Annotated in this window: 27 protein-coding genes; 4 read left to right on the forward strand and 23 right to left on the reverse strand. The window is 35.7% G+C overall.

Annotated elements, in window-relative coordinates; all coding sequences use genetic code 11:
- Positions 1-20: 20 nt before the first annotated feature.
- The 5 genes from ACFOY7_RS17275 to ACFOY7_RS17295 form a co-directional block, all read right to left on the reverse strand.
- Positions 21-1196 carry an MFS transporter gene (locus ACFOY7_RS17275; protein WP_390253821.1) on the reverse strand — a complete coding sequence of 392 codons (1176 nt, stop codon included), beginning with the start codon at positions 1194-1196 and terminating at the stop codon, positions 21-23.
- Positions 1196-1615: a MarR family winged helix-turn-helix transcriptional regulator gene (locus tag ACFOY7_RS17280; protein WP_390253823.1), complete on the reverse strand. Its 420-nt coding sequence runs from the start codon at positions 1613-1615 to the stop codon at positions 1196-1198. Before ACFOY7_RS17280 ends, ACFOY7_RS17275 begins: the two co-directional genes overlap by 1 nt.
- A gap of 166 nt (positions 1616-1781) precedes the next feature.
- A complete protein-coding gene (locus tag ACFOY7_RS17285; protein WP_390253825.1) occupies positions 1782-2141 on the reverse strand; it encodes a HesB/IscA family protein in 360 nt (119 codons plus the stop codon).
- Positions 2142-2215: 74 nt separating this feature from the next.
- Complete coding sequence (gene dapF, locus ACFOY7_RS17290) at positions 2216-3079, reverse strand: diaminopimelate epimerase (RefSeq protein WP_390253827.1); 864 nt, start codon at positions 3077-3079, stop codon at positions 2216-2218.
- Between the two features lie 11 nt (positions 3080-3090).
- Positions 3091-3333: a YuzB family protein gene (locus ACFOY7_RS17295; RefSeq protein ID WP_390254156.1), complete on the reverse strand. Its 243-nt coding sequence runs from the start codon at positions 3331-3333 to the stop codon at positions 3091-3093.
- Between the two features lie 241 nt (positions 3334-3574).
- Between ACFOY7_RS17295 and ACFOY7_RS17300 the strand changes: the two genes are divergently transcribed.
- Positions 3575-3805 (forward strand): NifU family protein, encoded by a 231-nt coding sequence (locus ACFOY7_RS17300; protein ID WP_390253829.1) that lies wholly within the window; start codon positions 3575-3577, stop codon positions 3803-3805.
- Positions 3806-3857: 52 nt separating this feature from the next.
- Here ACFOY7_RS17300 and thrB read toward each other — a convergent pair whose 3' ends face one another.
- From thrB to ACFOY7_RS17320, 4 genes are all read right to left on the reverse strand, one after another.
- Positions 3858-4769: a homoserine kinase gene (thrB, locus tag ACFOY7_RS17305; protein ID WP_390253831.1), complete on the reverse strand. Its 912-nt coding sequence runs from the start codon at positions 4767-4769 to the stop codon at positions 3858-3860.
- Positions 4766-5827 carry a threonine synthase gene (gene thrC, locus ACFOY7_RS17310; RefSeq protein WP_390253833.1) on the reverse strand — a complete coding sequence of 354 codons (1062 nt, stop codon included), beginning with the start codon at positions 5825-5827 and terminating at the stop codon, positions 4766-4768. The genes thrB and thrC overlap by 4 nt, the downstream gene beginning before the upstream one ends.
- Before the next feature lie 3 nt (positions 5828-5830).
- The gene (locus ACFOY7_RS17315; protein ID WP_390253834.1) at positions 5831-7123 is read right to left on the reverse strand and encodes a homoserine dehydrogenase; all 1293 of its coding nucleotides are present in this window, start codon (positions 7121-7123) and stop codon (positions 5831-5833) included.
- A 150-nt stretch (positions 7124-7273) separates the two neighbouring features.
- Complete coding sequence (locus ACFOY7_RS17320; RefSeq protein WP_390253835.1) at positions 7274-8245, reverse strand: protein kinase family protein; 972 nt, start codon at positions 8243-8245, stop codon at positions 7274-7276.
- Positions 8246-8343: 98 nt separating this feature from the next.
- Between ACFOY7_RS17320 and ACFOY7_RS17325 the strand changes: the two genes are divergently transcribed.
- A complete protein-coding gene (locus tag ACFOY7_RS17325; RefSeq protein ID WP_390253837.1) occupies positions 8344-8847 on the forward strand; it encodes a phosphatidylglycerophosphatase A family protein in 504 nt (167 codons plus the stop codon).
- Positions 8848-8869: 22 nt separating this feature from the next.
- On the opposite strand, the gene ACFOY7_RS17330 is transcribed toward ACFOY7_RS17325, so the two are convergent.
- The 9 genes from ACFOY7_RS17330 to ACFOY7_RS17370 form a co-directional block, all read right to left on the reverse strand.
- On the reverse strand, positions 8870-9250 hold the full coding sequence (locus ACFOY7_RS17330) for a YbaN family protein (RefSeq protein WP_390253839.1): 381 nt from the start codon (positions 9248-9250) through the stop codon (positions 8870-8872).
- 6 nt (positions 9251-9256) lie between these two features.
- Complete coding sequence (locus ACFOY7_RS17335) at positions 9257-9832, reverse strand: molybdenum cofactor guanylyltransferase (RefSeq protein ID WP_390253841.1); 576 nt, start codon at positions 9830-9832, stop codon at positions 9257-9259.
- Between the two features lie 140 nt (positions 9833-9972).
- Positions 9973-10473, reverse strand: a complete 501-nt coding sequence (gene mobB, locus ACFOY7_RS17340; protein ID WP_390253843.1) for a molybdopterin-guanine dinucleotide biosynthesis protein B — start codon at positions 10471-10473, stop codon at positions 9973-9975.
- Between the two features lie 90 nt (positions 10474-10563).
- Positions 10564-10797 carry a molybdopterin converting factor subunit 1 gene (gene moaD, locus ACFOY7_RS17345; protein ID WP_390253844.1) on the reverse strand — a complete coding sequence of 78 codons (234 nt, stop codon included), beginning with the start codon at positions 10795-10797 and terminating at the stop codon, positions 10564-10566.
- A gap of 4 nt (positions 10798-10801) precedes the next feature.
- Positions 10802-11254: a molybdenum cofactor biosynthesis protein MoaE gene (locus ACFOY7_RS17350; RefSeq protein WP_390254158.1), complete on the reverse strand. Its 453-nt coding sequence runs from the start codon at positions 11252-11254 to the stop codon at positions 10802-10804.
- A gap of 24 nt (positions 11255-11278) precedes the next feature.
- Positions 11279-12517, reverse strand: coding sequence for a molybdopterin molybdotransferase MoeA (locus ACFOY7_RS17355; RefSeq protein WP_390253846.1), 1239 nt, complete (start codon positions 12515-12517; stop codon positions 11279-11281).
- Positions 12518-12529: 12 nt separating this feature from the next.
- Positions 12530-13543 (reverse strand): ThiF family adenylyltransferase, encoded by a 1014-nt coding sequence (locus tag ACFOY7_RS17360; RefSeq protein ID WP_390253848.1) that lies wholly within the window; start codon positions 13541-13543, stop codon positions 12530-12532.
- 29 nt (positions 13544-13572) lie between these two features.
- Entirely contained in the window at positions 13573-14589 is a 1017-nt protein-coding gene (moaA, locus tag ACFOY7_RS17365; protein ID WP_390253850.1) for a GTP 3',8-cyclase MoaA, read from the reverse strand.
- Positions 14590-14681: 92 nt separating this feature from the next.
- Positions 14682-15119, reverse strand: a complete 438-nt coding sequence (locus tag ACFOY7_RS17370) for a DUF86 domain-containing protein (protein WP_390253852.1) — start codon at positions 15117-15119, stop codon at positions 14682-14684.
- 106 nt (positions 15120-15225) lie between these two features.
- On the opposite strand from ACFOY7_RS17370, the gene ACFOY7_RS17375 reads away from it, so the two are divergent.
- Complete coding sequence (locus ACFOY7_RS17375) at positions 15226-15501, forward strand: SAV0927 family protein (protein WP_390253854.1); 276 nt, start codon at positions 15226-15228, stop codon at positions 15499-15501.
- Positions 15502-15568: 67 nt separating this feature from the next.
- Here ACFOY7_RS17375 and ACFOY7_RS17380 read toward each other — a convergent pair whose 3' ends face one another.
- Complete coding sequence (locus ACFOY7_RS17380; RefSeq protein ID WP_390253856.1) at positions 15569-15844, reverse strand: YutD family protein; 276 nt, start codon at positions 15842-15844, stop codon at positions 15569-15571.
- Positions 15845-15973: 129 nt separating this feature from the next.
- Here ACFOY7_RS17380 and ACFOY7_RS17385 point away from each other — a divergent pair, with 129 nt between their 5' ends.
- Complete coding sequence (locus tag ACFOY7_RS17385; protein ID WP_390253858.1) at positions 15974-16924, forward strand: M23 family metallopeptidase; 951 nt, start codon at positions 15974-15976, stop codon at positions 16922-16924.
- A gap of 27 nt (positions 16925-16951) precedes the next feature.
- Here the strand turns inward: ACFOY7_RS17385 and ACFOY7_RS17390 are convergent, their stop codons facing one another.
- From ACFOY7_RS17390 to ACFOY7_RS17405, 4 genes are all read right to left on the reverse strand, one after another.
- Complete coding sequence (locus ACFOY7_RS17390; RefSeq protein WP_390253860.1) at positions 16952-17056, reverse strand: methionine/alanine import family NSS transporter small subunit; 105 nt, start codon at positions 17054-17056, stop codon at positions 16952-16954.
- Positions 17057-17070: 14 nt separating this feature from the next.
- Positions 17071-18552 carry a sodium-dependent transporter gene (locus tag ACFOY7_RS17395; RefSeq protein ID WP_390253862.1) on the reverse strand — a complete coding sequence of 494 codons (1482 nt, stop codon included), beginning with the start codon at positions 18550-18552 and terminating at the stop codon, positions 17071-17073.
- 336 nt (positions 18553-18888) lie between these two features.
- Positions 18889-19665, reverse strand: a complete 777-nt coding sequence (gene yunB, locus ACFOY7_RS17400) for a sporulation protein YunB (RefSeq protein ID WP_390253864.1) — start codon at positions 19663-19665, stop codon at positions 18889-18891.
- A 70-nt stretch (positions 19666-19735) separates the two neighbouring features.
- A complete protein-coding gene (locus ACFOY7_RS17405) occupies positions 19736-20827 on the reverse strand; it encodes an HD-GYP domain-containing protein (RefSeq protein WP_390253866.1) in 1092 nt (363 codons plus the stop codon).
- Between the last annotated feature and the right edge of the window lie 74 nt (positions 20828-20901).

A 20901-nucleotide genomic window follows, 5' to 3' on the forward strand; every position in this document is an offset into this window, starting at 1 on the left:
AAAAAAAAGTGAATGCTCATCTAATCGGCATTCACTTTTTTATTTGTTAGCAAACTAATAAAGAGCAATAGAATAATAATAACCAAACCTGCTAAACAAAAGAATAAATTAGCAAATCCAATATATGTTACGATAATTCCTAACAAGAAAGAACCTATCGCTATTCCGGTATCATACATCGTGTAAAATGTCGCATTGGCATGACCACTCCTGGAAGTGGGGGATCTTTCAATAACAATGGATAATAGAAATGGTAATAAAGAACCGTAACCTATCCCGATAATAGCGGAAGAAAATAAAAATGCTAATGCTGAATTCGTGAATCCTAAACAAATAAATCCAATCGAAAAAAGCAGCATACAAGGAATAATCACAGGTTTCGGACCACGCAAATCAAATTGTCTGCCTAGATAAGGCCTCGATACTAGCATGGCTACAGCAAACACTAAAAAGAAGTAGCCAGAAACATGGCTTAAGCCTCTCCCATCTGCATATACGGATATAAAGGAGACAACACTTGAATAAGCAAATGCAACCAATAATCCAATTAATGAAATAGAGATCGCACTCTTCTCAAACAAATTCCTTATCGACCAGTTTGTTATCACCTTTTCATCATCAATAATTTCCGTTCCATTTTTTTGAACAAAAAATGCTAAGAAGACACTAATACAAGTAAATAAATTCAGTACGTATAATAAAACTTGATAAGAAAATACTTGGGTTAATGTTAATCCAATAAATGGACCAATTACAATTGCAACATTCATTGACATTGTGAAATAACCAAGGCCTTCCCCTCTTCTTTCTGGCGGCACAATCTCTGTAGCGATTGCTGATGTGGCTGTTGTCAGTACCGCAAACGATATCCCATGTATAAACCGAAGGATTAGTAAGCTAGCAAAACTATTAGTAAAAAGATATCCTATCGCTGTTATTGCAAAAATAATTACACTTATAACTAACAATCTTTCTTTACCAAAGTTCAATAAAACATTTCCTGAAAAAGGTCTGACAAGTATTGCCGATAGCAGCATGATTGTTACAACCAAACCTGCTTGTCCTTTTGGGATCCCCCACTCATTTATTACGAACAGCGGTAATGTTGTCAGTAATGAGTAAAAAGTGATAAATACAAATAAATTAACTAATCCGATACTAATAAAGTTCTTTGTCCATATTTTCTGTCGTGTCACTAAGATTCATCTCTTTCTATTGTTAATTTCACTAGAAGTTCTTCAAAAATTGATAGTTCGTCTTCTGACAAATTCTCTAAAAATTGCTTTTCTGTTACTTTTACTGCAGACAGGACTTGGGGAAATGTTTGCATTGCTGATTCTGTTAATTCTACTACTCGTTCCCGTTTATCTTTCCCGATTCCCCTGGTTATCCAGCCACTTTTCTCCATTCTTACTAACGTTCTTGTGGTTGTTGGTGCTTCGACTTTTAAATACTGCCAAATTTCCGTTTGGGTCATTTTCCCCTTTTCATACAATATATAAAGAATTGTCCACTGTGAGGAATACAGGTCAAATGGCTTCAAGCAATCATTTAATTCTTTCATAAGAAGACGTTGTTTTTGATTGAATAAATGTAATAATTTACTTGGATCCAACAATAATTCCTCCTCTATAATACTTACCCGGGTAAATAAACAACTTTCCAAGTTTAACTTACTGTTTCTTGTTTGTAAAGAAGTGTTTTCAGATAATGCCAAGAATCTTCTTGATAAATAACAAAAAAACTAGTGGTATAAAATACCACTAGTTCATTCATTAATCTTAACAGTTTTCTGGTGTACCTGCTCTTTCTTTGGCTTTAAATGAAGAGCCACATCCACATGAAACTATTGCATTTGGGTTATCGATCGTGAAGCCTCCACCCATCATATTTTGTTTAAAATCAATAGTTGTTCCTTTAATTACATCAATATCAAATTTCTTAATTGTAACAGGGATTTCATTAGAGACTTCTGTTTGATCTAATTCTTCATTCACATCATAATCAAATCCCAGTGAATAAGACAGCCCGCTACATCCTCCACCTTTTACACCAAAGCGTAGACGAACATTCTCTTGATCTTCTTCCTTCATCATTTCCTTTATTTGATGTTTTGCATTATCAGTAATATTTAATATCATAGAAAAATCTCCTTTTTCTAATCAGGATTTGTTGATTGGGTATTTTTTAGTATAACAGATAAACTTCCAATTGTTCAATTATTACGTTCCCAACTGAAAGTTCCAGTAACGGTTGTTTCTGCTTTGCCTCTCATCCAAACGACATCATTATTGTCCCATGTTATATACAAGTCACCGCCGGCTAAGTGTACTGTAATTTCCTTTTCTTTCTTTAATTTCCCATTAAGTATCGATGCAACAACGGAAGCACATGCCCCTGTTCCACATGCTTGTGTTACACCAGATCCTCTTTCCCATACTCTGAAATTTATTTCTTCCTCATTTATCTTTTCAATAAATTCAACATTTACACCTTCCGGGAAACGGTGATCTTTTTCAATTATCGGACCTAGAGTAGTTAGCGGGGCATCCTCAATTCGATCAACAAAAAATACAGCATGTGGATTTCCCATTGATACAGCAGTGACAGCTAACTTATTGTCATTAATAGAGAATGGCTCTGCAATTACTTGTTGTTCAGGTTCACCAAGCATTGGTATTTGCCCGCGTTGTAAAATAGGTTTCCCCATATTCACAGTTACCTCGTCAACTTTAGACCTGTCGCCATGAATTTCAGCAATTACATTACCTGCTTTTGTTTCAATTGTAAATCGCTTCTCTTGAACCAGTTGATGTTCATAAGCATATTTAGCAACACACCTTAACCCATTACCACAGTTTTTACCTTCCGATCCATCATTATTGAAGATACGCATACCAACATCCGCTTTGTCTGTTGGATGGATAAGGATAAGACCATCCGAACCAATTCCTGTATCTTTATTTGCAACAATTATTGCTAAATCATGTAAATATTCCTCTGCGATAGGGAATTCAAATACATTAATAAAAATATAACTATTTCCTAAGCCATGCATCTTTGTAAAAGGTATATTCATCGTTTTTCTCCTTACATTCCATCAAATAATTCTGTATCCACATAATCATTTATATTATCTAGTAATTCGTCCGGTGATTCAGCTTTTATAGGTTTACCATTTACTATTGCAACATAAAAATTACTGCAAATTCCGCAAAAGCTTGTACATCCATATTCAGCTACATTATAATCCGGATCTTTGATCAGCTGCTGTCTTACCTTCTCGCTGCCTTTTGCTAAATTCTTTACACAAAAGGCGATATTTACTCTCATCAATATTCTATCACACCTTTACCGATTAAACGTCATTCTTATTATACAGTTTAACACATTTAAATACTTTGAAATATATATAACTCTGATATTAATTTGTAACACTCTTTTATTTACAAATGCTCATATAAAAGCTAAAATATAATTGAGACTGTTTATCAAAACATGTGATTTAACGCATAGTATGTTTAACATTATGCCTTTATAATAGAAGCAAGATTAAGGAAGGAGAAGTCAATTAATGGAACAACAAACAGAACAAGTTCAAGAAGTGTTAAATAAATTGCGTCCATTTCTATTACGTGATGGCGGAGATGTAGAATTAGTTGATGTAGAAGATGGTATTGTAAGATTACGTTTAATGGGGGCTTGCGGGAATTGTCCAAGTTCAACCATAACATTAAAAGCGGGGATAGAACGTGCGTTAATGGCAGAAGTCCCTGGTGTAAGAGAAATTGAACAAGTATTTTAATATTTGACATTAAGAAAGAGAAACGAATTAAATCGTTTCTCTTTCTTTCATTTTAGTCTTGCTTGACAGCTTCTTGTTTTGTCTCAACATAAACCCCTGAGTTTTCTACATGCAGTGAGAGCCATTGATAATCCGGGTAATCATTTTTCCATTGTCTGACAGTATTAAATACATTTTTATCATCCACAATGGCAATCATTGTTGGCCCTGCACCACTTAAAAACACACCGTATGCTTGTAGACTCAAATACTCATGTAATTCATCATAATGCGGGATTAAAGATTTACGATAAGGCTGGTGAAAATAATCTTTATTCATCATTTCACCAAGAAGCTTCCAGTTCCCCTGGCAGATTGCTGCAACACTTACGTTAGCTACACTGCTTGCCTGCACACTTTCCTTATAGCTAAACTCATTTGGAAGCACAGCACGCGCATCTTTTGTTTTTAATTCAAAGTTAGGAATAACCGCTACAAAAGTTACTCCTTTAACAGGAATTTGCGTACAATTGACTTTTCCGTCATAATGCCCAATAACACATCCTCCAAGTAAAGAAGGGGCTACATTATCAGGATGGCCTTCAATATCTGTGGCAATTTGCAGCTTTTCATCTTTACTCAGGTTAAGATCTAACAATATATCAGCCAGTTCAATTCCTGCAATTATAGCGGTAGCACTACTTCCTAATCCCCTGGCCAGTGGAATTTCACTTTTCATCTCAACTAGACATGGAGAAAGTTCTTTCTTTTTCCCATACAAATCGGCTACTTTCTCAGCGATTTCATATATTAAATTATCTTTTCCTCTTGGTATACCTTCTAAACAAGCAGAGGCAGGAACGAATTCCCACTCCTCCGCTCTTTTTACTTTTAATTCCAAATACAAATTCAGCGCTAAACCAATTGAATCAAATCCTGCGCCTAAATTAGATGTACTGGAAGGTACTTTGATCAACCAACTCATGCCTTGACACTGCCTAATATTTCATTCATTACCACTTCTTCTTCATTTGGAAGAACAGTTGGTTTTACTTCACTATAATCAATCGCTGTATTTGGATCCTTTAAGCCATTTCCAGTAAGTACTGTCACAACTGTAGAACCTTTTTCCACTTTACCTTCTTTTAATTTCTTTAATAATCCTGCGATAGACGCACATGATGCAGGTTCAGCGAACACACCTTCGTTTTGTGCCACCCATTTGTATGCTGCAATCATTTCTTCATCTGTAATCTCATCGATTTCACCATTTGATTCCTCTCGCGCATTTACAGCACCTTGCCAGCTTGCAGGATTACCAATTCTAATCGCAGTACCAACTGTTTCAGGATTTTCAAACACACGGTCATGCACAATTGCTGCAGCACCACTTGCTTCAAATCCCATCATTTTTGGTAAACCTGACTGTTTGCTTTCATTGTATTCTTTAAAACCTTTCCAGTATGCTGTTATGTTTCCTGCATTACCAACTGGTATGAATAAGTATTCAGGTGCTTTACCTAAAGCATCCACCACTTCAAATGCAGCTGTTTTCTGACCTTCAATACGATATGGGTTAACAGAGTTTACTAATGCAACTTTTCCTGTTTCACCTAGCTTGCGAACAATTTTTAATGCATCATCAAAGTTGCCTTTGATTGAATAAATTTCTGCTCCATACATTACTGCTTGAGCTAATTTTCCTTGGGCAATTTTCCCTTCCGGAATAACAACAATACAACGTAACCCAGCACGAGCTGCAAATGCTGCTGCTGAAGCAGATGTATTACCAGTAGATGCACAAATTACTGCTTTAGCCCCATCTTCTACTGCTTTCGCCATTGCCATAACCATCCCGCGATCCTTAAATGAACCAGTTGGATTTAAGCCTTCATATTTTGCGTAAGCATTAATGCCATACTTTTCTGATAATTTCTCGAGTTTAATTAAAGGTGTATTTCCCTCATGTAAACTAATCATTGGTGTACTTTCTTCAATCGGTAAGTATTGTTTGTATTCTTGTAATAATCCTTGCCAAGCCATAAATTAATCCTCCCCATCCACACGATAGTAACTGATAATTCGATTTACTACATCTAATCCTTTTAGGTTCTCACGGCTATTCATTAATTGCTGTTTGCTGATTTTGTGAGTCACCATAACGATTTCTGCCATTTGATCTTTCTCTGACGGTAATTGCAAGATCTTCGCAAAACTTACGTCCTCATTTGTGAAAACATTTGTGATCTTCTGGAAAGTACCTGCAGTGTCGTCAACTTCCATACGAATAAAATATTGCATATATTTCTCATCATCTTGCTTTAACTGTTTTTCGTATTGCGGTGTAATGTATTCATTACCGGTAATTCCTAATCTCACATTTTTGACAACTTCCATTAGATCAGAAACTACTGCTGTTGCAGTTGGTAAACTACCTGCACCAGGTCCGTAGAACATTGTTTCACCAACAGCTTCCCCATAAACATACACTGCATTAAATTCATTTTTCACTAGTGCCAGTGGATGATCTTTAGGCAGTAATGTCGGTTCAACACTTACTTCTACTTTTCCATTATGGATTGATGCAATCCCTATCAACTTAATAGTATACCCTAAACTTGTAGCAAAAGTAATATCTTCCTGTGAAATTGTGCGAATTCCTGTAACTTCTACATCTTCTAGGCCAATTTCCATTTTAAAAGCTAAATTTGCCAGTAAAGTCATCTTTCTTGCAGCATCTAAGCCGTCTACATCAGATGTTGGATCTGCCTCTGCAAAACCTAACGCCTGCGCTTCTTTTAATACAGGGTCAAAAGCCAAATCTTCATCAGTCATTTTGGTTAAAATATAGTTTGTTGTCCCATTAACAATTCCCATAATTTTCTGAATTTTATCGGAAGCTAATCCTTCTGTTAATGAACGGATAATCGGAATACCGCCTGCTACACTCGCATCATAGAATATATCACATTTATTTTCTTTCGCTAATCGCAGTAATTTTTGCCCATGTACTGCCATTAAATCTTTATTTGCTGTGACAATATGTTTTTTGTTGCGGATCGCTTGCTCTAGTAAAACATTTGTATCTTCTATACCTCCCATTACCTCGATAATAATATCGATTTCTGAATTATTCACTAATTCATCAGGGTTAGTTGTTAACCACTCTTGCTCGATCGCCACATCACGTTTTTTTTGAGTATCATTAACGAGAATTTTTTTTATATGGATTTCACTTCCAACTTTGTACTTTATTTCTTCTGCATGGTCTTTTAAAATCTTTACAACACCTGTTCCTACTGTACCAAGACCACATAAACCAACATTCACTTGACTCATGAGATTGTCCTCCCCGTTGTATGTTTTACGAATACATTTGTATGTGTATAGTGGACATTATACATGTCTCTTTCTGGTTAATCAAGGTCCAAATGCCTAAAATAAAGAAAAAATGCACCCCCTTCTTAATGGATGATGCATCTAAGGCTTTCAGCTCATTAACCAATCTAATTGTATAACATTTACTTCTCTCTGTTCAATCCCTATATCAGAAAAAAAGTATCTTAAATTTCTCTCATATTCTTTTTGGGAATCCATAATCTGTAATAGCGTTTGTTCTTCTTTTTCTTCTCGAATACAATCATCTATTTTATCGTATAGATGAATTGGAAAGATTAGCCTGGCGTACAGCAGCTTCCACCCAAATGGAGATAATGGGCACTTTGATAAATATTCGTTTAAAAATTGATGCAATAACGGATCCTTTAATCCATCTTTATCGAGCATGTGTGGTCGTATATACTCTGCTAAATCTCTTGTACCATGGTCATAGATTAAATCATGAATCCAGATAAAATTATGGTTTAGTTGATCATTTAACCTTCCAAAGGCAAAGACCGGCTGATCATATTGATTGAAATTCTGATCTTTCTCAACCATATTCAAATATTGAACAGCATTTTCAGACAAACCGATTATATAGGGAAAATTATCAGCAAGTATACGCATAAAGGAGGGAACAGGTCTTTGTTGATAATATGAACGAAATAATCTTTCATACTGTTCTATTTTACTTATCCATAACTCTTTCCACCTGCCATAGTTATTGGTCATTACAGGCTGGTAAGGGAATTGGTATCCGATTTGATGGAGCAGAGCTAAATATTCACCAGGAGAATCCAATGGAACAGAATTATTTCTGGCAAAACAAACAATGTATTTTTCCTTACCCAATGATGTAATAAATTGATTATGTACGTTCAGTAACGGACATACTACGTGTGTGAGACCTTTTTCATGGAAGTGATTTGCAATAACATATTTTTCCCAAACATTTTCTTCCGACATTGATACCGGTACAACGAAGTAATAAAACTGTTCATCAGTGTAGGTGGAGAATGGTTGACCGTTAACCTGTTTACCCGGTGTATTTATCGGGTAATGTAAGAATATAGGGTGCATAGATAATTCCTCCTCAAAAGGTATGATCTGTTTATTTCTGGTATAATAATAATATATGTAAAAAAGTTGATAAAAATGAAGTTATAGGATGTGATAGAATGGCAAAATCAGAATTAGAGTTAAAAGCTAGACAATTACTCAAAGATCGTGGAGTAGAAATAGAGGATATCGCAAACTTAGTGTATTACCTTCAAAACAAATATCAAGATAACTTAACGATGGAAGTATGTTATGAAAATGTTGACCGTGTATTAATGAAACGGGAAGTACAAAATGCAATCTTAACGGGGATAGAATTAGATGTATTAGCAGAACAAAAGAAACTGAGTTCCCCATTGCAAGAAATCATCGAAACTGATGAGAGCCTTTATGGAATCGATGAAGTCATTGCTCTATCCATAGTCAATGTTTATGGTTCGATCGGATTCACAAACTATGGTTATATTGATAAAGTAAAACCGGGTATTTTAGAAAAATTAAATGACAAATCTGACGGAGATTGCCATACATTCTTAGATGATATTGTTGGAGCAATTGCTGCAGCAGCTTCTTCCAGACTAGCCCATGGTGCTGCGAATAATGAAACAATGGATGATGAGTAAGGTATGTCCTTAAAACCCCTGGTCAGGGGTTTTTTGATTTTAACAGTGGAGAGGTTAAAATGAAAATCGTGACAGATATTGCGACAATCAACATAAAGATCTTTACTAAGAATAACGGGATTATTAGTAATGTAAATAATACACTTGTCCAAACAATCAGGATAGCAAATAATTTTATTCTTAAAGGGACTCCATATCCTTTCTGGTAATCTGCTATATAGTGGCCAAAATATCGGTTTGTTATTATCCAGTTATGCAGTTTTGGAGATGATTTTCCAAAGCAAAAAGCTGCAAGAATTACTAAAGGAGTTGTTGGGAGGATTGGAAGAATAACTCCTACTATTCCAACTGCTAAACTGAGTAAACCTCCAACCATCCAAACTATTTGGCTGAATTTCCTCATGTCTGTTCACTCCAGTTGTAGTTTCCTTAATTCTTCTTCTGTATTAACATTGTAAAAACAGGGCTCACAACTATCATCAAATGTTATATATTGAACTCTTAATTGATCCAGCAATCCATGCATTGATCTTTTATTCTTTATTAGTAAGTCATATACCACTTGTTTTGCCGTATAATGATAGGTGGCAATTAACGGTTGCTTACGACCCGTAACAATCGGCACAAATGCTTGAACCTTAGCATTGTCTCCTGGAAGTAATCTTTGCAAAATCTCCCTGTTCACACATGGGGTATCGACAGGTAAAGTAATATACCAGTCCGCTTCCACTTGGCTCATAACAGTATATAAGCCTGCTAATGGTCCCAACCCCTTAAATAAAGGATCATCTTTAAGCAAATGGATGGGAGGTTGGTAACATTCCATATGCTCTTCTCTTGCTATGACACTAATTTTGTTAGTGATATTTCCCAATGAATCTATTGCATGGAGATAAAGCTCTTTACCTTTATATTTTGCAAAGGCTTTCGGCTTGCCAAATCGACTAGACTCTCCTCCTGCGATAATTACACCAGTTAAATCCATATGGAAACCTCTCTTCATAAAAGTTCTTGCTATCATGCAAAAATCTGATTATTTCTATTACTATTTATCAAAGTAATGATGTTCAGTTTTTAAGGAAGGAAATTGATTAGATAACTGCCCAATCGAAATGTGCAAATTTATTAATTTATTCTGAAGCTGTCAAGTTGTCTTTGAACTTCCTGAAACAGCAATTCTTTGTCTTTATATAATGGTTTACTTGTATGGATAATGCTTTCATCCCTGGAGTAAACCATTTGTATGTTCGCTAGTTCGTCTAATAATCTGTTATCACTATTATCCCGGATCAGTACAATTTTCGCATAGTCTAATCTTTTAAACCCTTCCATAATTGTTATATCTACACCAAATTCTTTGTAAAAGTCTAACATTCTCTCTATCGATATTTTATCATTCCATAACTTTATCTGGAGGGTCTCTTCACCAAAGACCGCTGCTGCAGTAGCTCCTGCTTCCCAATGGCTGGCTGTATCAGTATTTTCTACGAAGGATGGTTCCCCACCATGACCATGATGCTTAATTGTTGCTATATTAAATCCTTGTTGTTGTAATCTTTTGATCAATTCTACCGCCAAGGTTGTTTTCCCGCTATTTTTATATCCGACTAATTGAATAACATACAATTAACACACACTCTCTCTACCATATTGTTGATAATGAAGGATGAAAACAAGTCATACAAGCAATATCGGAACAAAAGACTAACCCTTGGCTCATCCTCCACTTACGGGTGGGATAATTGCTACAGTGTCACCTGCTTTTACTTCATCAGTCTCTAAGGCATATGCTTCGTTTATCGCAATCATTGACTCGTTAATTTGCGATAAGTTGTAATGGTTTCTAAGATATTCTTTTAAATCTTTCACCTTAATTTTCTCGATATCCAAATCTATTTTTTCTTTTCCTGCTTCTTCTTGCATTTGGGCAAAAAATAAAATATTTATCATGCTCTCATTCCTTTATATTAGGTTGACCTGCTGGATAGACGACATTTTCTAATTGATCGCCTATCCACTCATCTCCATCTTCCCATTGTTCCTTTTTCCAAATAGGAACAATCTGTTTAATCCTCTCAATTGCATATTCATTCGCTTCATATGCTGCTTTACGATGAGGGGAAGATACTGCAATAACAACTGCAGCTTCCGTTATCTCTAATTTCCCGATTCGGTGTGTGATTGCAACAATGGTATCCTGCCACTGCTCCTCAATCTCTTTACCAATTTGGGCAAGCATTTTCTCTGCCATTGGTTTATATGCCTGATATTGCAAAAAGACCGTACGTTTTCCCTTCGTGAATTCTCGTACTGTCCCAATAAATGTTGTGATAGCGCCTGCTTCTCTTCGTTGTACTTTCTTGATAATATCTTCAGTCATAATTGGCTCTTCAACAATCTCATACATTTTATCCTTCATCATACATTCTCCTTACCAATGATTATCCAGTAGATAAATATCCACCTCTTCTCCCAGGGAATATCCATTAGGCCTTCCAGGAAGGTTAATCAAACAATTCGCATCAGCTAATGAATGAACCATATTTGATTTGTCTTTTCCGGAAGGGGCAACCACCAACTGACCACCTCTAAATTCATATTTACCTCTTATAAAACGGTCGAACAGATTTGGTTTGGGAAATTCCGTTGATAATGTGGCTTTCTCTTTATTCATACCAACTTTATCTCTGCAGATAAAACGATCGATAACTGGTTTTACAAAAAGTTCAAAACCGACATAACATGCTGAGGGATTACCTGATAGCCCAAATAAGAGCTGATCATTCAATTGAGCTACTGTTGTCACACTTCCTGGTCGCATTTTAATCTTGTTAAAAAGAACACGTGCATCAAAATGATCATAAATTTCGGGTAATAGATCGAAATCACCAACAGATACACCGCCAGTTGTAATAATATAATCAACATCTTTCATTGCTTTTTCCATTTGTGCGATGCATACATTTAACTGATCACTAAATTGGCCATAGTATTTAGCAACAGCTCCTGACCGCTCGATCTGTGACATAATCATATATGCATTACTATTACGGATTTTCCCTTCTTCCAGCTCTTGATCAACCTCTAACAATTCGCTTCCTGTAGCAAGCACACCAATCACAGGTTTTTTGCTTACAGGTACTTGTTTGTAACCAAAAGTAGCGAGTAATGCGATAATACCAGGGTTAATTACCTTTCCTTTAGAAACTAGCAAACTTCCCTTTTTCACATCCTCTCCCTGAAAGGAGATATTTTGATGATGTTTCATTTGCTGTTTAATATTGATCTTATCATTATCTATTGTCTCTGTATCTTCTAACATAATAACGGCATCAGCACCTTTCGGAATGGCTGCACCTGTCATTATCCTTACAGCTTCTTTTTCTCTTAATGTTTGCTGAAACACGCTTCCTGCCCCAATATGTCCAACTACATTAAAGCTAATTGGATTATCTGCTGCGGCCTTTTCCGTATCCACAGACCTTATCGCAAATCCATCATATGGCGAACGGTCAAAAGACGGTACATCATGATCAGCTATTAAACCTTTCGCTAAGACTCTGCCATAAGCTGCAGAAATATCCACATATTCCATCCCGCCATTTTTCTGATTGGCCAACACACGCTTTAATGCCTCTTCCACTGTTATCGGTGTTCGTTTTTCTACCATTTCCATCATCCTTTATCCGACCATTTGATAATAGATTCTTTTCGCTTCTTCTATAGAATTTGTTCCATGCACAAACGTCCTGCCATCTTTAAAGAAAACAAGTCTAACATTTTTCGTTTTAACAGAGACTAAAAATGGATTTTCTGTTACATCACCAAAATTCTGTAATCTTCTTGCAAGTAAAGAAAAGTCATAACTTTTCCCGCGAATTTGTACCGTATCTCGTCCACATAGTACTTCCGTTTTTGCCTGGTTTTCATATTGCAGAAACGGATAATTGGCATTCTTTCCGCAGCTTGGACATGAGCTGGTCTTTGCCCTCGTCACATCAATCATTTGGAACTGATTATGCCAAAGATCGAATATGACTAGTTTTGAACGCAGCTGCATATCTGCTTCAACTAATAATTTCATCGCTTCTGTTACCTGGTGTGAAACAACCATTTGAACTGCCGGTCCGATTACGCCAACAGAATCACAAGTTGCACCAAACATTGGTGTCACTTTTAGCAGACAATCAAGGCAAGGTGTTTGTTTCGGAATAATCGTGTAGGACATCCCTGAACTGCCTACACATGCACCAAATATCCATGGAATGTTATATTTTTGACTAATATCATTGAGGATAAATCGTATATCAAAATTATCTGTGGCATCCATGATTAAATCAACGTCTCTTACCAACTGGGGAAACGTATCCGGATTTGCATCAATTACGTGAGCTGCTATCTTAACATGGTGATTGATTCTTTCAAGTGCTTCCTTTGCAGCAATTGCTTTAGGAATTTGATTTTTTACATCATCTTCTACAAATAGATGCTGCCTTTGTAAATTGGTAAGATCAACATAATCACGATCTACTAATGTCAGTTTCCCTATGCCAGACCTTGTTAACATTTCCGCTATGGATGAACCTAATGCACCGCAGCCAACAATGAGTACATGTTTATTCATTAATTTTTCTTGGCCGCTTTGACCAATTGGTTGGAACAATATTTGCCGATGATATCGATCCATTTTATCCATTACGTGTACCTCACTTTTACTAATCTTATCTAACCGCCAATATAGGACATTTCAATTTTCTTTCTGTTTTTGGCCGTTTCTTCTGTTCTTTCATCGGAATAACGATCTTCTCGGTTTTGCCAGCGGTTTATGATCGTATTCTTTAGTTCTTTATCAGTCATCCCGTTACGCATTAATTCCTTCAAGTTAAATCCAGTCCCAGCAAACAGACATGTATAAAAATGACCGTCAGCAGCTATCCTTGCCCTTGTACACGAAGAACAAAAAGATTCCGAAACGGAAGTGATAAAGCCTACTTCGGTATCAGTCCCTCTATATTTGTAACGTTTTGCTACTTCACCAATATATTCCGGATCGACTGGCTCAATATCATGCTCTTGTGCAATCATGTCATGTATTTCTTTTTTTGTAACAACATGTTTGAAATCCCATCCGTTAGACTGGCCCACATCCATGAATTCGATAAATCTCAATGTTATATCCATTTTTTTAAAGTAGTTTGCCATCTTTAAAATCTCGTGATCATTCATTCCTTTTTTAACGACCATATTAACTTTAATGGTTAATCCTGCTTCTTTTGCTTGCTGAATACTTTGTATAACAGTATGTGAAGGTACTTTACTATCATTAATTTCCATAAATGTCTTATCATCTAATGCATCCAAACTAACATTTACACGTTTTAAACCAGCTTCTTTCAGTGTTTTTGCCATTTTTCCTAACAGTACACCATTCGTTGTTAAACCAATATCCTCTAATCCATCTAAACTTGCTAATTTCCTGATTAAAATCGCAAGATCTTTACGTAAAAGCGGCTCTCCGCCTGTTAGACGAATCTTTTTAACCCCAAGGTTGAGAAATGTATTTGCTAGTCTTTCGATCTCTTCAAATGTTAACAAATGATCTTTTGGTAAAAAGGCGAAATCTTTGCCAAATATTTCCCTTGGCATACAATATCGACAGCGAAAATTACAACGGTCTGTCACCGAAATTCGCAAATCTTGAAGTACACGACCAAATTTATCTGTAATGACTGGTTGTTGCATGGAATCCGCTCCCTAATGATTAATCTTTTGTATTAACTTAAAAACATATTTCAGGGCAGGAATTTGTGTATTAACACAACAAGTGAAGAAAATTAGTCCTCTCGAAAAGTATTTGCTACACCCGTTTCATTTTCCAAATACTTTCTAATTTTCTGACTAAACTGCTCATATATTTTAAAGTTTTTGTCCAGAATTAGTTGAATGGACGCATGATCAACATTTTCATAGTCTGACACTAAATTTTTTCTGGTATTTATTAAGGTTTGATATGCATCCTCTTCTGCCTGTGTAAGCACCTTCTCATCAACTAAAATCGTTATAATATCTGCATAACTCCCAGGATCACGCATAACAAATCCATCTATCATCATGTTACCTATGTCTAATATTGTTTCAATTAAGACATGAGCCAACCGCTCTAAGGCCAATTTGTCTAATTCTGTGTTATATGTCATATCATGATACAATGTTAGTTTCTGATCAAAATACTTTAATTTTTTATCTAATTTGTTTACATCCACAAAGTACATTATTAACTCTCCTTAAGTTGATAATAAACCAAACCATAAACGAAAGATATGCTTTACTCCATATCCGCCATTTGCTAGGATATAATTAGAAAAAGGAGTGAAGCATATGGAAATTTCCTATATTAAAAATGAAATGGAAACTAGCCAAACACGTCTGGTCAGTTTTAAAGGAAACACGATTCGCTTTGATCTTGCAATAATTTCCTCCCCTGCATTTAAACCAGATTACCTTGTCATTGATTTAAACACGAATAGATACTGTAAACTTCAAGCAGGTACACTGGTGAAAGAAAATTATGTTGAACACGCATTTCAATATAATGAAATGGAAGCAGAAGATTTTAAAACCTATGTTAAACCATTAATAAGTGAAATAACATAGATGTGTTAGATTATCTGTCATAAGTTCAAAAAATAGGTGTGATCATCTAATCTCACCTATTTTCAACTTATTTATCAATTTGTTTCACTACAAAATAGCTGCAGCCAAAATTACAGTATTCATATAAATAATCTTCACATGTACTTATCTTTGTATCAAATGTTGCTTTAGGGTTTTGGTCATCATAGAATCCTTTCAGCCGCAGTTGCTCATAGCCCCAATCACCTACAATAAAATCATACTTGCTTAAAACATCACTGTATCTTTCCTTAAAAGCTTTCTCATCAAAACCATCCCTGTAGTCTTTAATTAATTGGTACGTTTTCCCTTGTACTTCAAACATATCTTGTGACACTCTCCTGTTCTATTCCACACTGCTATTACCTTATATAGAAAATGTTGCTAGAATGAAATACTGATTACTACTTAAACTAATTAACAAATAAAATAATTCCATAAGGAGGAAATCTTTTTGATTAAACGCAGTTTTTTAATCGTTCTCTTTAGTTATTTTCTTCTTACTACTATAGCATATGCTGAAGAAAATGTGGACGAGGAAGAACAAAAAATTAACTTGTTCAAGCAAATGGAAGCAATAACTTACGTACCGTGGTATTACTATGCTGCAATCAATCAATATGAGTCAAACATCCGCAAAGCATCTGAAGAGAAAAAATTAATTGATATTGAGATACCTGATGAAAAATGGTATGGATTAGCACCACAAACATCCAATAATCCTTCTGCTATTGAATTATTCTTAGGGATGGGAAGGGATGGCGATGGGGACGGCAAAACAGATAAACACAATGAGATGGATATTCTCTACACATTCGGAAATTATCTGCAAGGATATGGTCATACAGAACAAGATATAAAAGCAGCACTATGGAATTACTACCGCCGTGATCTAACAGTATTATCCATTATGAATTATGCTCGGTTAATGAATAAATACCAAAAAATAACATTTGATACAACTTCATTCCCTATTCCTCAAGGGTATAATTACAGTTACCGAAATACATGGGGAGACGCTCGGGGTTTTGGGGGCAGAAGAATTCACGAAGGTACAGACATTTTCGCCAATTATGGCACACCAGTTAGAGCAACAACATTTGGTATTGTAGAGTTAAAAGGATGGAATAAATTTGGCGGCTGGCGAATAGGCATTCGGGATATCTATAATCGTTACCATTATTACGCACACTTAAATGGATTCGCAGAAGGAATTGAAGTTGGGGATGTTGTAGAGGCAGGCCAAACGATCGGTTCAGTTGGATCTAGTGGATATGGTCCACCAGGTACTTCTGGAAAGTTTCCACCACACCTCCATTATGGTATGTATAAAGATGATGGAAAAAGTGAGTGGTCCTTTGATCCATTTCCATATTTAAAGAAATGGGAAAGAAATACTCCGTAAAGCCCACGGGCTTTACGGAGTATTTCTTTATTTTGATTTGGTTGCTTTTTTTGCTTTTAATATACTAATTAATAGTCCGCCCCAAATAATTGCAACACCAATCACTGCCATAACGATTGCACTTGTCGACATGGATTACCCCTCCTTTATGCCTCTTTATCAATATTCGGCCATTTTCTCATTGTAATTAGTGTGCCTAGAAGCATCGCCCCGATTGCAACCAGCCAGCCATAGGAAAATAAGAAATCAATAGGGTAGTCTTCATAGGGCCGTGAAAGGTCTGTTTTCAAGTTCTGTAACATCATATAGCCAAGTACTACTGGAGTGATAACACCTAGTGAAAACCTCCACCATACACCTAACTTTATGTCTGAGACGCTATCGGCATGGTTTTGTAAATCCTTTAATCCTTTAGCAAACCAAGCGATAGCTACCACCTCAAACAGACCAGCTAATGCAACACCATAATTGTTAATAAAATAATCTACAGTATCTAATAAGTTTAGTCCGCCTTGCGTTGAATACAACAAAGAAGCTAAAAATGCTAAGCCGCCACCTAATAATAATGCTTTTCTACGAGAAATAGAAAACTTTTCCTGTACTGCAGCAATATAGGTTTCTGAGATGGATATCATAGAAGATAATCCAGCAAGTACTAATGAGCCAAAGAATAAGAAACCAAAGAAACTTGATGCTGGCATCTGGCTAATAATCTCAGGGAATACCATGAATGCAAGCCCTACACCACTCTTGACAACTTCTGCTACAGGTTGTGAGGTTTGAAAAGCCATAAATCCTAATACAGCAAATACACCAATACCTGCTAACAACTCAAATGAAGAGTTAGCAAAACCTGTAATAAAAGCATTGTTTGTAATATCTGATTTTTTTGGCAAGTATGATGAATAAGTAATCATAATAGCAAAAGCAATTGATAAACTAAAAAAGATTTGTCCATATGCGGCTATCCATACAGAACCATCCGTAATACGGCTCCAGTCTGGCTTGAAGAATGCATCCAAGCCATCAACTGCTCCAGGTAAAGTTAATGCTCTAATAACGATAATAATAAAGACAACTAATAATGTAGGGATAAAAATACGATTGGCAAATTCGATCCCTTTCTTCACCCCACGTCCAAGGAAGAAGAAAACAAAAATCCAAACAAAGATTACTGGAATTAGTACAGATGGTACAAAAGAACCAAATTCACCAGCATCTACTACACTTAAAAAATCAGAAACAAAAAAGGTTGTTGGATCATCTCCCCATTTTGTACCTAAAGAAAAATAAGCATACATAATAGACCATGCTATGATAATTGGATAATATGTTGAAATAACAAATGATATCAGAACTTGCCACCAACCGATCCATTCCATTCCCTTACTGATTTTAGAAAAACTTCGCGGTGATGAACTGCGATACTTATGTCCTATCGTGTATTCCATAATTAAAAGCGGAATACCCGCTGTAAGCAATGCAAATAAATATGGGACAAAAAAGGCACCCCCACCATTTTCAAAAGCTGTCGCAGGAAACCGCCAAATGTTTCCCAGCCCAACTGCTGAACCTATTGCTGCAAGTAAAAAACCAATTCTAGTTCCCCACTGTGAACGCTGTTCCATAAAATCCTTCCCCTTTCTCTTTTTAAAGAATAAAAATAAATTATATCCACCATTTTTACTAGTACCATGATAACCTTTCAAATTATATCGAATATTCAAACAATTTGTCAAAGGTAATATTAGTAAGATTACTCTTTTATATTAGATAATTCATTAAATTTAGAAAATTACATTCATTATTATTCATAAACAATTTAATAATCTTTTATATTTGCTTATAATTCTGGAAAATGTGAAATATGGTTCCTGATTTTAACAGGAACCATATTTAGCACTCACTATGCATGCCCTTTTGTCCGTATAACATTAGTGTAAAATAGTCAGGGCTATTATTATTTAGTCAAGCGGATCGATTGGGACAGATAAATTTGAGCCGCCTTCACCACTTTGGTAGTAATTTGGTACATCACCTGGATGGAATACTTTTGTAACAGGAATATCCTGGATAACCCGGACGGGTTCTGAAGCAAACGGAATAACGACACGCATTTCTACCTCAATATGGACATTAACATGTATATAAGCACCATTGACACCTGTTTCTACAATATCACTGGTAATTTCTGTTTCAACATGGCCTATCACCTCCATATTAACAGGGATTTTCGGTCCTAAGTTAGCTAGTACTGGAATTCCTAATGTTTGCCCTAATGGCACTTCCACAAGAAGACCTTTCTCTCTTATATCGTTTAATAATTCTTCTTCTGATGGATCTAATTCCATTTCTACTTCCAGTGGAATCCCAGTTTCTGGTCTCTCTCCTTTTTCTAATAATTTTAAGAAGCTTTCTACACGATATTGAACATTTCTTTGGACCCGATTTTCTACAATTGCATTGAAAATATAATTCACAACCCTCCCTTGCTCATCCACTTCATATTGTACTAATTGTTCTGTTTCTAAATCTTCCGATATTTTTTTATTAACCGCTATTCCTAATGCTTGATTCGCTATTTGACTTACTTTAACTTTTGCATACTCCAGTAAAACTGGTTTGATCCCTTCATTAACAATCAGCAGACTGGCAACCATACTTATAATAAATAACAATAAGGAGATGTAAGCAATTTGTCTCGCCTGAGGAGCCGCTATCCTTCTTGTCCTTTTCTTCACCTCAAAAACCCCCCCTTCTCTATATTGATATGAGATAAGGGGGGGAAATAGATATTATACTGTTTAGAAATTAATGAATCTTCGCATTATCAGCATTAATTATTATGGAATGGAGGTCTTTTGACAAGTCTATATCATAAGGTTCAACTGGATGATTATTTTCTTGCAAAACTCTTACAACAGGTCGTTCATGTGATTGTATATTTTGTTTCGTTACAACACCTGTTCGGCCATTATTTAAATGCACTGTAACCCCATTAGGATAAATAGAGACTGTATTCTTAAAAAGATTCACTAAGTTTGAATCAAATTGGAGACCAGCACCACTTTCTAAAATCTCTACACCTTTATGCGGCAACATGGCAGCACGATATACTCTATTACTAGTAACAGCGTCAAATACATCAGCAATTCCCAGGATTTTTGCATATGGATGAATTTTCTCAGCAGTTAAACCGCGCGGGTAGCCTGATCCATCCAGTCGTTCATGATGCTGAAAAGCACAATGGGCAGCTAACAACGGCAAGCTGCGACTTTTTCTTAATAGTTCAAAGCCATACTCCGTATGTGCCTTCATGATTTTAAATTCTGTATCATTAAGTTTTGATCTTTTATTTAAAATTTCCGTAGGGATGTATATTTTTCCGATATCATGTAATAATGCACCTAAACCAATAACTTGCATTTCTTTTCTATTAAATTTCAGTTGGCGTGCAAGAGCCAATGTGTATATCGTTACATTTACTGAATGATGGAACACATAATTATCCACAATTAATAAGTCTGACAGAAAGTGCATTACTTCATCCTGAGCCAATAAATTGTCGACAAGCCCTTTCACCACATCATTTAATTGCTTTGAAGACTCATCAATTAAATGGCTGCCTTTTTTTATATCATCTTTTTTTATTGACTGAAAGGATGTTTTAATTTTATTGACAGCTTCCAATCTTACTTCATCAGGTATAGGTGGTGTTATTAAAATATCGTCAGTATACTTATCCCTTATATAGACATAAGTTATATTACTAGATTTTAACCTGTTCACCATTTTGCTGGAAAGCTTTATATTTCTTTGTACAAGTATACGTCCATTATCGTCAAATATTGGTCTCGCTAATTCGACACCTTCTTGCAGCAAATTCGTTGATACTAGCCTCATATGGAACTCCTATAATTACAAATCTGATTATTTTATATATTACTATATTTTTAGAGTAGCAGATAAAATATGAA

The sequence above is a fragment of the Gracilibacillus xinjiangensis genome (assembly GCF_042651765.1).
GTDB lineage: Bacteria > Bacillota > Bacilli > Bacillales > Amphibacillaceae > Gracilibacillus > Gracilibacillus xinjiangensis.